The organism is Fredinandcohnia quinoae (assembly GCF_022427965.1).
Lineage (GTDB): Bacteria > Bacillota > Bacilli > Bacillales > Bacillaceae_L > Ferdinandcohnia > Ferdinandcohnia quinoae.
In genome coordinates this window covers 41,099-54,509 of sequence record NZ_JAKTTI010000005.1, presented here as the reverse complement: position 1 = coordinate 54,509, position 13,411 = coordinate 41,099, and the positions used below count along the sequence as shown (strand labels likewise).

Sequence of the window (13,411 nt, the reverse complement as noted above, 5' to 3'; positions counted from 1 at the left end):
TTTAAAATATATTAGGGGAGAGCATCATGGCATCAGACTACGAAAAATTTGCAGATCAAATAAAAAGAAAAACGGGAATTGACTTAAGTTTGTATAAAGAGGCACAAATGTTAAGACGTTTAACATCCTTATATGAGAAAAAAGGATATCAAAATTTTGGTGAATACTATAATGCTATTGAGAATGATCCAAAATTACTCCACGAGTTTTTAGATAGAATGACAATAAATGTATCAGAATTTTACCGGAATGGGAAAAGGTGGGAGGTTTTAGAAAATAAAATTCTCCCCAAACTTCTAGAAAAAAACAAAACATTAAAGGTATGGAGTGCTGCTTGTTCGACTGGTGAGGAGCCTTATACGATTGCGATGATATTATCAAAATTGGTCCCATTACAACAAATCTCGATATTAGCAACGGATATTGATGATAATGTGATTGCTCGAGCGAAAATGGGTGTTTATCCAGAACGATCATTGCAGGAAGTGCCACCTGACATAAAAAAACGTTACTTTTCAACCGAGGGTGGATTCTATAAGGTAAGTGATGAGATTAAAAGAACAGTTACCTTTAAAAAACAAAATTTATTAGCTGATCGATTTGATAGTAATTTTGATTTGATTGTTTGTAGAAATGTGTTAATCTATTTTACAGAGGATGCAAAAGACTTATTATACAAAAAATTTAGTGCTGCATTAAAGCAAGATGGGATATTCTTTGTGGGAAGTACTGAACAAATATTTAATCCGGGCTCTTATGGATTTGAAACAGAAGATACATTTTTCTATAGAAAAAAATAGGAATTCATCATCCGATGGATTCTTTTTTCTTATTATAGTTAACAAGATATTTAACAAAATAAAGAAAATTACTTACTGAATACATAATATTGTGATATATTGATACATAATCGCTTTAAAGAGCTAAAAGGGGGTAGAAGAGATGAGGTATTTAACCGCGGGTGAATCACACGGACCACAGTTAACAACTATTCTAGAAGGGGTACCTTCAGGTCTAGAATTAACGAGTAATGAAATAAATAGGGAACTAGCTAGAAGACAAAAGGGCCATGGTCGTGGCAGGAGAATGCAAATTGAAAAGGATCAAGCTCAGATAGTAAGTGGAGTTAGACATGGAAAAACAATTGGTTCCCCAATAGCTTTAGTTGTCGAAAATAACGATTGGAAGCATTGGACAAAAATTATGGGAATTGAGCCTCTTATTGATGTGGAAGAGGATGAAATTAAACGAAAAATTACGAGACCACGTCCTGGACATGCAGATTTAAATGGTGCTATAAAGTACGGTCACAGGGATATGCGTAATGTATTAGAGCGTTCTTCAGCTCGTGAGACAACTGTTAGGGTAGCAGCAGGAGCTGTAGCGAAACAACTCCTCTCTGTTCTTGGAATTAAAGTAGCGGGACATGTTCTTGAAATTGGCGGTGTTAAAGCTACACAAATTACATACGAAAGAATTGAGGATTTACAAGAACGAACCGAACAATCACCAGTTCGTTGTCTTGACGAAGAAGCAGGTCGGAAGATGATGGACGCAATTGATGAGGCAAAACAAAATGGAGATTCTATAGGTGGCATTGTCGAGGTAATTGTTGAAGGAGTTCCAGCAGGAGTTGGAAGCTATGTTCATTATGATCGAAAATTGGATGCAAAACTTGCTGCAGCAATTATGAGTATTAATGCTTTTAAGGGTGTTGAATTTGGCATCGGTTTCGATGCTGCAAGAAACCCTGGAAGTAAAGTGCATGACGAAATAATATGGGATAAAGAAACAGGTTATACAAGAAGAACTAATAACTTAGGTGGTTTCGAAGGTGGAATGACTACTGGTATGCCAATTGTTGTAAGAGGTGTAATGAAGCCAATTCCAACACTCTATAAGCCATTAAAAAGTGTAGATATTGATTCAAAAGAGGTCTTTGAAGCGAGTATTGAACGCTCTGATAGTTGTGCTGTTCCTGCAGCTAGTGTGGTTGCAGAGGCAGTTGTTGCGTGGGAACTTGCATCTGCTATTGTAGAACAGTTCGGCCAAGATCGTATTGACCTGATAGCTGAAAATATATCCAAAATGCGTGAGTATTCGAGGGAATTCTAAATGGAGATTGTTACAGTTAAGACAAAATCAAAGGAATATCCAGTGTATATTGGCAGTGGAATTATTAAAGAATTACCACGATTTGTTGGAGAAAATTGTAAATCTGTTTCGAAGGTTCTTGTCATCAGTGATCAAACTGTTTCACAGCTATACCTTCAGACAATTATGGACCAGTTAGCTAATACTTATGAGGCGATTTCATATGTAATTCCTTCAGGAGAAAGTTCAAAATCCTTTGATATCTATAATAAATGTCAAACATTTGCGTTAGCAAATCGATTGGATCGCTCTTCACTAATAATTGCCTTGGGTGGGGGAGTTGTAGGTGATCTTGCTGGATTTGTAGCTGCAACTTTCATGAGAGGAATTCCATTCATTCAAGTTCCAACTACACTATTGGCACATGATAGTGCCGTCGGCGGCAAGGTAGCTATTAACCATAATCTTGGTAAAAATATGATTGGGGCCTTTCATCAGCCAAATGCCGTTGTATATGATATTGATTTTATGAAGACTTTACCTTTAGATGAACTAAGATCAGGTTTTGCAGAAGTAATAAAGCATGGCTTAATTTGGGATAATTCCTTTTTTGAGTGGCTCTCAGAAGAAATTACATCATTAGAAGACTTGAAGGAAGAAAAATTACAGTATGCTGTAGTTAAAGGAATCTCTATAAAAGCAGAGGTTGTTTCCGTGGACGAGGAAGAGAAGGGGATTAGAGCTTTCTTAAACTTTGGGCATACATTAGGCCATGCGATCGAGGCAGAACTAGGATACGGCAATATTACACATGGTGATGGAGTAGCAATCGGAATGGTATTTGCAATGAAAGTGGGAGAAACTTTATCAAATCATGAAATTTATTCTGAACGAATAGCTAATTGGCTTCAAAAATTTGACTTTCCAGTAACGATTCCAATGCAGCTTGAAGCAACTAAGCTTCTAAGTAGAATGAAACATGATAAAAAGGTTACTTCAGGAAAAGTACGAATGGTATTACTAAAGGAAATTGGGGAAGTTGAGATAGTGGAAGTTGATGATGAACGATTACTTTCATTATTAGCTTAAGAATTGCGAATAGGAGGTGTGAGATGGTAAGGGGAGTAAGAGGAGCAACAACCATTGAAGACAATACAAAACAAGAAATTATTTCAGCAACAGAAAAATTATTACGGGAAATGATTGATGCAAATAATATTAAGGCGACAGATGTTGCTCAAATATTAGTTTCTACTACAGATGACATTAATGCTTGTTTTCCTGCTGCAGCTGTTAGGCTATTAGAGGGCTGGACATTTGTACCTGTAATGTGTATGAAAGAAATTCCTGTTCCAGATTCACTGCCATTATGTATTCGTGTAATGATGACAGTAAATACGGAAGTAGAGCAGAGTGATATTACTCATATTTATTTAGAAAAAGCGATTTTATTAAGACCAGATTTAACAAAACATATTGACAGTTAAAATTACTTTATTATAGAATGTATGAATAGTTAGAATTTTTTATTAGATTAGATGGTTTATGAGTAAAGTTTACAGGTTTTTAGAGATGAGAAGAGTTTAGGGTAGCTGAGATCGAGCGAGTTTAGTTGAGGATATGTGTGCTGTATTCATCTGTATCTACTACCCAAGGACATACCTGTGTCTTTGGGTTTTTTATTTTTATAAACGTAATATACCTCCTAAAATCCTCGTTCTCCATAAAATTATGGAGGAGTGAGCCGAAATGATTAAATACGATTTTTCCACATTCTTGTCGGATTCTGTTTCTTACCAAACAATTCCGATTGTTAAACGTTTCTTTGTTGATACGTTAACACCCATTCAAATTTTTCAAAATTTACAAAATGAGGCATCCTTTTTATTAGAAAGCAAGGATGCTGAATCTGTGTGGTCACGTTATTCTTTTATTGGCTTAAAACCATTTCTTTTTATTGATGAGTGTGATGGTGGTTTTATTGTTCGAAATGAAAACAATCAAAAGCTAGCCAAAGTGGATTCTTTTAAAGCTGCGTATCATTGGGTTAAAAATAAGCTATGTGTAAAAGAATTATCGATTGAAATTCCTTTTTATGGTGGTGCTGTTGGATATGTTGGATATGATGCTGTATCCAATTTAGAAAAGATTCCTGAACATACAGATCAAACACAAAAGTCTAAAAGGTATCATTTTTTCTTTTGTGAAACATTCATTGTTTTGGACCATCATACACAAGAGTTAGTTATCATTCATCATGTTCGTCTAAATGGTGATGAGAATGAACGGACGAAGAAGGTAATTTATGATCATGCTCATTCGATGATTAATATGTATTTGTCGAAAGTAATCCATAATAATACTCAAAATGAAATGCTTCTTCACTACAAAGGGAGTGAGGCGGTAAGTTTTGAAAATATCAAATCTAATTTCCAAAAAGATGATTTTTTAAATGCAGTTAATAAAGTGAAAGAGTATATTTCATCAGGTGATGTTCTTCAAGCGGTCTTATCTCAACGTTTTGAAATTCCTGTGAAAGTAAGTGGTTTCCAGTTATATCGAGTATTAAGAATGGTAAATCCATCACCATATTTATTTTATATAAAATTAAATGATGTTGAAATCGTAGGAAGTTCACCAGAGCGATTAATCAAAGTCGAAAATCGAAAATTAGAAATTCATCCAATAGCAGGTACTCGAAAAAGGGGTAGGACTATACAGGAAGATGAGCAATTAGCAAAAGAGTTAATAGAGGACGAAAAAGAAATAGCGGAACATAATATGCTTGTTGATTTAGCTAGAAATGATTTGGGAAGAGTTGCAAAATATGGTTCAGTAAAAATACCGGTATTAATGGAATTAGGAAGATTCTCACATGTTATGCATCTCATATCCAAGGTTACGGGGGAACTTAAGACACTCGTCGACCCTTTAGATGCACTCTTTGCTGCTTTTCCAGCTGGAACAGTGTCAGGTGCTCCGAAAATTAGAGCTATGCAAATTATTGCCGAGCTTGAGCCAACTGCAAGGAATTTGTATGCAGGGACAATCGCATATATTGGATTTGACGGTAATATCGATTCATGTATAACGATTCGTACGATTGTTTTAAAGGATGGCATCGCATATGTGCAGGCTGGGGCAGGAATTGTTGCTGATTCAGTTCCAGAGCTTGAGTGGAAGGAAACAATAAATAAAGCAAGTGCGCTTATCAAGTCCATCCAACTTGCAGAGGAAACATTTTGTGAAGAGGAGGATATCCATGCTTAAAAATCTATTAAACAAATGTATAAGCGGCGAAACTTTATCTGAAACAGAAAGCTATCAGGTTATGGATGAAATTATGTCGGGTCGTGCTACATCAAGTCAAATAGCAAGTCTATTAACAATTTTACGATTTCGTGGCGAAACAATTGAAGAGATTACTGGTTTTGCTAGAGCGATGCGTGAACATATGCTGCCATTAGATTATGAGGATGATCAAATTATCGACACATGTGGCACAGGAGGGGATGGAACATCAACTTTTAATATTTCAACAGCAGCTGCGATTGTTGTGTCTTCGTTAGGTATTAGAGTTGCAAAACATGGGAATCGTGCGGTTTCTTCTAATAGTGGTAGTGCAGATGTTCTGGAACATTTAGGAATTGAGATTCAAGCTACAAAAGAACAAGCAAAGCAGGCTTTAAAAGAAAGGGGACTAAGTTTTTTATTTGCCCCAATATACCACTCCGCGATGAAGCATGCAGTTAATCCGAGGCGAGAAATTGGTTTTCGAACGGTCTTTAATCTCCTCGGACCGATGGCTAACCCGGCAAAGTGTAAAAAACAAGTAATCGGAGTATTTTCAATTTCGTATGCGGAAAAAATGGCACATGCATTACAAAAACTTGGATCTGAACATGTGTTATTTGTAACTGGAAGAGATGGTTTAGATGAATGCAGTATTTCTGCTGAAACGGATATTGTTGAGTTAAAAAACGGAAAGATATCTAAATTTGTGCTTTCACCAGAAGATGTTGGACTTCAAAGAGGGAATCTTAGTGATATTCAAGTATCAACAGCAAATGAAAGTGCTGCTCTTCTCAAGGATGTATTATTCGGAAATGCGAATGAAAGTGCAGTGAATATTGTTCTCTTTAATGCCGGGGTGGCCATTTATATTTCAGGAAGATCCTCGAGCATCCAAAATGGAGTAGAGATTGCAAAAGAGGCTATTAAATCCGGATTGGTACGTAGTCATTTTGAAAAACTAACCATTCGGGAGGTTGAGAATTATGCTTAATCGAATCGTGGAACAGAAAAAACTCGAAATTAAGAACCTAACATTAACTAATACTGAACAAAAAGTACAAAAAAAATCCTTATATCAAGCACTAACAAATGCAAACAGAAAGATCGGGCTAATTGCTGAAATTAAAAAGGCTTCACCATCTAAAGGGGTGTTACGGGAACAGTTTTCTCCGGTAGTTATAGCGAGCGAGTATATGAACGCTAATGTAGATGCGATTTCTGTTTTAACGGATGAAATATTTTTTCAAGGTTCCAATGACTTTTTAACAATCGTAAAAGAAAATGTTAATCTACCTGTGTTGCGGAAGGACTTCATTATAGACTCGAAACAAATTATTCAAAGTGTTCATATTGGAGCAGATGCTATTTTATTGATTGGAGAAATATTAGAGCCAACCGAACTCCAAGATTTTTATCTTCAGGCATATGAGTTAGGGCTTGAGTGCCTTGTCGAGGTGCATTCATCGCAAACTCTTGATGGGATATGTAAGCTGTTTCAACCTGAAATAATTGGAATCAATAATCGGAATTTAATGACGTTTGAGACAAATATCCAACATACGAAGGAAATCATTAAAAATGTACCTACCGGTAGTATCGTTGTAAGTGAGAGTGGTATTCAACACTATCATGATCTAGAAAGTGTTCTAGAATTTGGAGCAGATGCTGTTTTAATAGGGGAAGCATTCATGCGGGAAGATAAACCAGGTAATGGAATCAAACGATTATTTGGAGAGATTGACTATGAAGCAAGTCAGAAGTAAATATTGTGGAAATCAATCATTTGAGGATTTAAAAGTATCTGCTTCCAGCAACGCAGATTATATTGGCTTTATTTTTGCGCCCAGCAAGCGACGTGTAGAACCCGTAGAGGTAAGGAAATGGATTCAAAATGTTGATCTTAAAAATAAAAAGTTAGTTGGTATTTTTGTTCATGCAACACTTGGCGAAATCAAAAAGGTACTTTCACTAGTTCCATTATCTATTATTCAATGTCACGGGAATGAATCGGTAGAAGATATTATGAAAATTAAACATCATACTCATTTGCATGTTTGGAAGGCAATCCATCATGAGATAGGTGCTATTGATATAATGAATAAATTTGCTGGAGTCATTGATGGATATGTTATTGATACAAAAGTGCAAGATGTATGGGGTGGTTCCGGCATTGCTTTTGATTGGAGTTATATCCCTTCATACATGGCAGTGGCTAGAAGACAAGGGGTTGCATGCCTTGTTGCTGGAGGTATTAATGTTGATAACATTCAAACTTTATTAAACTATGATATAGGTGGAATTGATCTTGCGAGCGGAATCGAGAGTAATGGAAAAAAGGATATTGAACGTATTCGAATAATTGAAAAGTGGGTGAAGCGATATGAAGATTCCAGATTATAATGGTAGATTTGGCACATTCGGGGGAAGGTTCGTACCAGAAACTCTAATGCAGCCACTTGAAGAATTAGAGCAATTGTTATGTGCAACAATGAAAGATGGAGAATTTTTACAGGAATATTTCAATGTTTTAAAAGAGTACTCAGGCCGACCGACTGCGCTTACTTATGCTAGTAATCTTACAAAATTATTGGGTGGTGCAAAAATTTACTTGAAGCGAGAAGATTTAAACCACACAGGAGCTCACAAAATAAATAATGCAATCGGGCAAGCATTGCTAGCGAAAAGAATGGGAAAGAGAAAGATCATAGCTGAGACAGGTGCAGGTCAGCATGGAGTTGCAGCAGCAACGGTTGCAGCAAGATTTGGCATGGAGTGTACAGTTTTTATGGGTGAAGAAGATATTTCAAGGCAAAAATTAAATGTTTTTAGAATGAAACTACTAGGTGCAGAGGTAATTCCAGTTTCAAGTGGAAATAAAACGTTAAAGGATGCGACAAATGAAGCAATTCGTTACTGGGTACAGAATTGTGAAGATCATTTTTATATGATTGGGTCGGTTGTAGGACCACATCCTTACCCGAAAATGGTTCGGGACTTCCAGAGAATTATTGGTGATGAGGCGAGAGATCAATTTATAGAAAGAGAAGGAAGACTCCCAACAGCAATTGTGGCCTGTGTAGGTGGGGGAAGCAATGCAATAGGTATGTTTTTCCCATTCTTAGAGGATGATGTTCAATTAATAGGAGTCGAAGCTGCTGGAAAAGGCCTTGATACTGATCTACATGCTGCAACGATTACAATGGGCACAGAAGGAGTTATTCATGGCTCTCTTACGTTATTACTGCAAGATAAAAATGGCCAGATTATCGAGCCGTATTCGATTTCTGCTGGACTAGACTATCCAGGAGTCGGTCCAGAGCATGCTTATCTTGCAAGTAATAAGCGGGTTATGTATAAAAGTGTTACGGATGAAGAAGCGATAGAGGCATTACAACTGCTATCAAAGGTTGAAGGTATTATCCCAGCAATTGAATCAGCACATGCATTGGCGAAGGCATATGAGGTTGCGAAGCAACTTTCACAAGAGGATTCTGTACTTGTCTGTTTATCTGGACGAGGTGATAAAGATGTTCATTCTTTAATGTCATATATCGAAGGGGAGAACCAAAATGAAGACAACTTTTGAACAACGATTACCCAAAAAAAATAAATTATTTATTCCATTCATTGTTGCAGGTGATCCTCACCCGAATATTACAGTTGATCTGGCTATCATGTTACAAGAGGCAGGTGCATCAGTCTTAGAATTGGGGATACCCTATTCAGACCCATTGGCTGACGGACCGGTTATCCAAAAAGCTGCTTCAAGAGCATTAAAAAATGAAGTCACATTGGAAAATTCAATTAAGTTAGTATCAATTATGCGAAAAAAAGGTTTGAAAATTCCTGTAATTATCTTTACCTATTACAATCCTGTGCTACAATTAGGAGAAGATAACTTTTTCGCTTTAGTGCAGCAAAATGAAGTTGATGGACTACTAATTCCAGATCTCCCATTTGAGGAAAATGAAAGTCTACGTGAAAAATGCCAGCAAAATGGTGTAACTTTCATTTCATTAGTGGCACCAACATCTACCAATAGAATTGCGAAAATTGCTACAAATGCACAAGGCTTTTTATATTGTGTTTCTGCACTTGGTGTGACAGGTGTTCGAAATTCTATTCACGATCATATTTACTCATTTTTAGAAGAAGCCAAAAAATATAGCAATGTCCCAGTTGCTGTAGGGTTTGGAATCTCAAATTCAACACAAATCGAAGCCTTAAAAGGCTATTGTGATGGTGTTGTAATTGGGAGTGCACTTGTCCAGAAAATCGAGGAATTAATACCAAAATTAATGGATGAAGAAACTAAAACAACTGCTTTGCTTAACTTTAAAAACTATGTTAGCAGCATCATTTCTCCAATTAACAACTAAAGAGGTGTAAGAGATGGATGTAAAAGAACAACTATTAGATTTGAAACCCTATCAGCCAGGGAAACCAATCGAAGAGGTAAAAAAAGAATATGGTTTATCAAAAATCATTAAACTTGCTTCGAATGAAAATCCATATGGATGCTCAGAGGATGTAAAAGCTGAAATTAAAAAATCTATAGATTCGTTAGCTCTTTATCCTGACGGGTCTTCTTATGATTTAAGAAGTGTTTTAGCAATGCATTTAGGGGTGGATAAACACCAACTGATTTTTGGTAATGGCTCTGATGAGGTAATATCTTTGATTGCAAAAGCGTTGCTCTATCCTGGTAAAAACACAGTGATGGCAACACCAACATTTTCTCAATATAAACACAATGCAATCATTGAAGGTGCGGAAATTCGCGAGATCACACTTATTAATGGTCATCATGATCTTGAAGGAATGCTTAAAGCAATAGATGAGAATACCCAGGTTGTATGGGTGTGCAGTCCTAATAATCCTACAGGATGTTATGTGGGGGCATCTTCCCTTACGTCATTTATTGATAGTGTACCAAAACACGTGCTTGTAGTTGTGGATGAAGCGTATTATGAATATGTAACTGAAGAAGATTTTCCTAATAGTGTTCAATTATTAGAAAAATATCCTAATGTAATGATTTTACGAACTTTTTCAAAAGCTTATGGATTAGCTAGTCTCAGAATCGGATATGGGATTGGAAATAGTGAATTTATAAAGAAAATTGAACCTGCTCGTGGACCTTTTAATACGAATCGACTTGCTCAAATCGCTGCAATTGCAGCAATAGGTGATCAAAAGTTTATTAGTACATGTATTGAAAAAAATAAAAAAGGCCTCTCTCAATTTTATCAATTTTGTGAACAGTTTAATCTCTCGTATTATCAATCTCAAGGAAATTTCATTTTGATTGATTTCAAGAAGGAAGGAAATGAAGTTTTTCAATATTTATTGGAACGCGGAATTATTGTACGATCAGGCAATGCATTGGGCTTCCCAACAAGTGTAAGAATCACAGTCGGTTCAGAGGAACAGAATATCGAAATTATTAATATACTTACTGAAATGCTTAAAAATGAAGTCGTGAACATATAACTAGTGGAAGCTGAGGTGTTCTATACGTACATCTCGCTTTTTCTCTTTTTGGTGGTGAATGGATGAAACAGGTATTAATAATTGGTTTAGGCCTAATAGGAGGCTCTATTGGACTAGCGATAAAAAAAGAACATCCTAATACAATTATCTATGGTTATGATCTGCACACCGAGTCTATGATGCTCGCAAAAACGTTGTGTGTGATTGACGAAGAAGTAACTAACATCGACAAGGTAATACATATTTGTGATTATGTGATTGTAGCAGTTCCAGTCAAACAAGCTGAAGAAATAATTCATCAAATTTCAGCTTATGAATTAAAAGAAAATGTTATTATTACAGATGTTGGTAGTACAAAACAACAAATCGTAACATTAGCGGAGAGGTTATTTACGAAACGTGGAGTTACCTTTATAGGAGGGCATCCAATGGCAGGCTCACATAAAAGTGGTGTGGTTGCCGCCAAAAGCCATTTGTTTGAAAATGCCTTTTATATATTTACCCCATCAAATGTTAATTCTAGTATGCAAGAGCTAGACAACCTAAAGGAGTTACTAAAAGGTACTAAGGCAAATTTTGTTACTATGTCAGCGAATGACCACGATTATATTGCAGGTGTTATAAGTCATTTTCCGCATATAATTGCAGCTAGTTTAGTTCATCAAGCAGATAAGTATGAAAAACAGAACGAACTTATAAAACCTTTAGCAGCAGGTGGTTTTCGTGATATTACACGGATAGCTTCAAGTAATCCATCAATGTGGCGTGATATATTACTACATAATAGGGAAACATTACTAGATTTATTTCAGAATTGGTTCGAAGAAATGGAAAGAATACGTTCCTTTGTTGCTGTTGGGAACGGCGATAAGATATATGATTATTTTTTGAATGCAAAAAACTTTAGAGATGGTTTGCCAGAACGTACAAAAGGAGCTATACCTTCCTTCTATGACCTATTTGTTGATGTTCCAGACTATCCTGGTGTTATTTCTGAAATAACAGGATTACTGGCTAATGAAAAGATAAGTATTACTAATATTCGCATTATTGAAACAAGAGAAGAGATATATGGAGTGCTTAGGATAAGTTTCCAAAATGAGAATGATAGGGAGATGGCAAAGAATTGTATTGAATCTAATACTTCGTATGAAACATTTTACGGATAAATAGTTTTATTGGGAGTGTGATAAAATGGGAAAGATTAGTCTTAAAACAAATGTAGGAAAACTTTCAGGTGTCATTCAAATACCTGGTGACAAATCCATCTCACATCGTTCAATTATGCTTGGTGCTATAGCCGATGGCAAGACCGTAGTAGAGAACTTTTTACTTGGAGAAGATTGCTTACGGACGATTGATTGCTTTAAAAAAATGGGTGTTAACATTACTCGAAACGATGAAATTGTCGAGATTGTTGGAAAAGGTTTTGAAGCACTTAAAGAACCTACCGACATTCTTGATGTTGGAAATTCAGGGACAACTAGTAGATTATTAATCGGTTTGCTTTCTGGTATTCCAATTCATAGTTGTATGATTGGAGACGATTCTATTGCAAAAAGACCGATGAAACGAGTTACTGAACCACTACGTGAAATGGGTGCGAAAATTGATGGTAGGCAAGATGCGGAATTTACACCACTAGCGATTAGGGGAGGTAACTTACGAGCTATTAATTATCATTCACCTGTTGCAAGTGCACAAGTAAAATCTTCTATACTACTTGCTGGTATTAATGCTAGTGGTACAACGACTGTTACTGAACCGCATAAATCAAGAGACCATACAGAGCGAATGCTTAAAGCATTTGGTTGTAAGGTAGCAGAAGATGGACTTACCGTAGGAATAACTGGTGGACAAAAGCTTAAGGGTACGAATATTTTTGTGCCGGGAGATATCTCCTCTGCTGCCTTCTTCCTTGTCGCAGGAGCGATTATCCCAAATAGTACAATTAAAATGATGAATGTAGGAATGAACCCTACGAGAACTGGAATCATTGATGTATTAATACAAATGGGTGCAAATCTAACGATAGAGAATGAACGAGTTATTAATAATGAACCGATTGCAGATTTAACAATATGCTATTCAGAGTTGCATGGAACTACTATTGAAGGTAGTATGATTCCAAAACTAATTGATGAGATTCCAATTATTGCACTTTTAGCTACACAGGCAAAAGGGGAAACAGTTATCAAAGATGCTAGTGAGTTGAAAGTGAAGGAAACAAATCGGATTGAAACTGTTGTAAAGGAACTTTCGAAATTAGGTGCACATATTACATCTACTGAGGACGGTATGATAATAACTGGGGAAGGAACAAAACTTAATGGTGGTAATGTAGACAGTTATGGCGACCATCGTATTGGTATGATGCTTGCAATTGCAGCGCTTCTTGCTGAAGGAGAAGTAACACTAAATAATTCAGAGGCGATTGCAGTCTCATATCCTACTTTTTTCAATCATCTACATTCATTGATATAAAAAGCAAAAAAGAACCCATTCGGGTTCTTTTTTTACTTAATAACAT

13 protein-coding genes are annotated in these 13,411 nt (G+C 36.2%); all 13 read left to right on the top strand.

The features are described from left to right. The first annotated feature begins 26 nt into the window (after positions 1 to 26). Complete coding sequence (locus MJG50_RS05390) at positions 27 to 800, top strand: CheR family methyltransferase (RefSeq protein ID WP_240253420.1); 774 nt, start codon at positions 27 to 29, stop codon at positions 798 to 800. Positions 801 to 942: 142 nt separating this feature from the next. Then, positions 943 to 2,115 carry a chorismate synthase gene (gene aroC, locus MJG50_RS05385; RefSeq protein WP_240253419.1) on the top strand — a complete coding sequence of 391 codons (1,173 nt, stop codon included), beginning with the start codon at positions 943 to 945 and terminating at the stop codon, positions 2,113 to 2,115. Next, on the top strand, positions 2,116 to 3,183 hold the full coding sequence (aroB, locus tag MJG50_RS05380) for a 3-dehydroquinate synthase (protein ID WP_240253414.1): 1,068 nt from the start codon (positions 2,116 to 2,118) through the stop codon (positions 3,181 to 3,183). It abuts the gene before it with no gap. Positions 3,184 to 3,206: 23 nt separating this feature from the next. After that, positions 3,207 to 3,581 (top strand): chorismate mutase, encoded by a 375-nt coding sequence (gene aroH / locus MJG50_RS05375; RefSeq protein ID WP_240253413.1) that lies wholly within the window; start codon positions 3,207 to 3,209, stop codon positions 3,579 to 3,581. A gap of 262 nt (positions 3,582 to 3,843) precedes the next feature. Further along, complete coding sequence (gene trpE, locus MJG50_RS05370) at positions 3,844 to 5,364, top strand: anthranilate synthase component I (RefSeq protein ID WP_240253412.1); 1,521 nt, start codon at positions 3,844 to 3,846, stop codon at positions 5,362 to 5,364. Further along, on the top strand, positions 5,357 to 6,379 hold the full coding sequence (gene trpD / locus MJG50_RS05365) for an anthranilate phosphoribosyltransferase (protein ID WP_240253411.1): 1,023 nt from the start codon (positions 5,357 to 5,359) through the stop codon (positions 6,377 to 6,379). Before trpE ends, trpD begins: the two co-directional genes overlap by 8 nt. After that, positions 6,372 to 7,151: an indole-3-glycerol phosphate synthase TrpC gene (trpC, locus tag MJG50_RS05360; protein ID WP_240253408.1), complete on the top strand. Its 780-nt coding sequence runs from the start codon at positions 6,372 to 6,374 to the stop codon at positions 7,149 to 7,151. The genes trpD and trpC overlap by 8 nt, the downstream gene beginning before the upstream one ends. Then, entirely contained in the window at positions 7,132 to 7,788 is a 657-nt protein-coding gene (locus tag MJG50_RS05355; protein WP_240253406.1) for a phosphoribosylanthranilate isomerase, read from the top strand. The genes trpC and MJG50_RS05355 overlap by 20 nt, the downstream gene beginning before the upstream one ends. Further along, positions 7,769 to 8,974 carry a tryptophan synthase subunit beta gene (trpB, locus tag MJG50_RS05350; protein ID WP_240253405.1) on the top strand — a complete coding sequence of 402 codons (1,206 nt, stop codon included), beginning with the start codon at positions 7,769 to 7,771 and terminating at the stop codon, positions 8,972 to 8,974. The genes MJG50_RS05355 and trpB overlap by 20 nt, the downstream gene beginning before the upstream one ends. Continuing rightward, complete coding sequence (gene trpA, locus MJG50_RS05345; RefSeq protein ID WP_240253403.1) at positions 8,958 to 9,767, top strand: tryptophan synthase subunit alpha; 810 nt, start codon at positions 8,958 to 8,960, stop codon at positions 9,765 to 9,767. Before trpB ends, trpA begins: the two co-directional genes overlap by 17 nt. 13 nt (positions 9,768 to 9,780) lie before the next feature. After that, positions 9,781 to 10,881: a histidinol-phosphate transaminase gene (gene hisC / locus MJG50_RS05340; protein ID WP_240253400.1), complete on the top strand. Its 1,101-nt coding sequence runs from the start codon at positions 9,781 to 9,783 to the stop codon at positions 10,879 to 10,881. A gap of 62 nt (positions 10,882 to 10,943) precedes the next feature. After that, a complete protein-coding gene (locus tag MJG50_RS05335; protein WP_240253398.1) occupies positions 10,944 to 12,050 on the top strand; it encodes a prephenate dehydrogenase in 1,107 nt (368 codons plus the stop codon). A 25-nt stretch (positions 12,051 to 12,075) separates the two neighbouring features. Beyond that, on the top strand, positions 12,076 to 13,365 hold the full coding sequence (gene aroA / locus MJG50_RS05330) for a 3-phosphoshikimate 1-carboxyvinyltransferase (protein ID WP_240253396.1): 1,290 nt from the start codon (positions 12,076 to 12,078) through the stop codon (positions 13,363 to 13,365). The last annotated feature ends 46 nt before the right edge of the window (positions 13,366 to 13,411 follow it).

What these genes read in the sequence shown, in the direction of transcription:
- aroB (WP_240253414.1), top strand. Translation starts at nt 2,116, where the DNA reads ATGGAGATTGTTACAGTTAAGACAAAATCAAAGGAATATCCAGTGTAT.
- MJG50_RS05390 (WP_240253420.1), top strand. Translation starts at nt 27, where the DNA reads ATGGCATCAGACTACGAAAAATTTGCAGATCAAATAAAAAGAAAAACG.
- aroA (WP_240253396.1), top strand. Translation starts at nt 12,076, where the DNA reads ATGGGAAAGATTAGTCTTAAAACAAATGTAGGAAAACTTTCAGGTGTC.
- MJG50_RS05355 (WP_240253406.1), top strand. Translation starts at nt 7,132, where the DNA reads ATGAAGCAAGTCAGAAGTAAATATTGTGGAAATCAATCATTTGAGGAT.
- aroC (WP_240253419.1), top strand. Translation starts at nt 943, where the DNA reads ATGAGGTATTTAACCGCGGGTGAATCACACGGACCACAGTTAACAACT.
- MJG50_RS05335 (WP_240253398.1), top strand. Translation starts at nt 10,944, where the DNA reads ATGAAACAGGTATTAATAATTGGTTTAGGCCTAATAGGAGGCTCTATT.
- hisC (WP_240253400.1), top strand. Translation starts at nt 9,781, where the DNA reads ATGGATGTAAAAGAACAACTATTAGATTTGAAACCCTATCAGCCAGGG.
- trpD (WP_240253411.1), top strand. Translation starts at nt 5,357, where the DNA reads ATGCTTAAAAATCTATTAAACAAATGTATAAGCGGCGAAACTTTATCT.
- aroH (WP_240253413.1), top strand. Translation starts at nt 3,207, where the DNA reads ATGGTAAGGGGAGTAAGAGGAGCAACAACCATTGAAGACAATACAAAA.
- trpB (WP_240253405.1), top strand. Translation starts at nt 7,769, where the DNA reads ATGAAGATTCCAGATTATAATGGTAGATTTGGCACATTCGGGGGAAGG.
- trpA (WP_240253403.1), top strand. Translation starts at nt 8,958, where the DNA reads ATGAAGACAACTTTTGAACAACGATTACCCAAAAAAAATAAATTATTT.
- trpE (WP_240253412.1), top strand. Translation starts at nt 3,844, where the DNA reads ATGATTAAATACGATTTTTCCACATTCTTGTCGGATTCTGTTTCTTAC.
- trpC (WP_240253408.1), top strand. Translation starts at nt 6,372, where the DNA reads ATGCTTAATCGAATCGTGGAACAGAAAAAACTCGAAATTAAGAACCTA.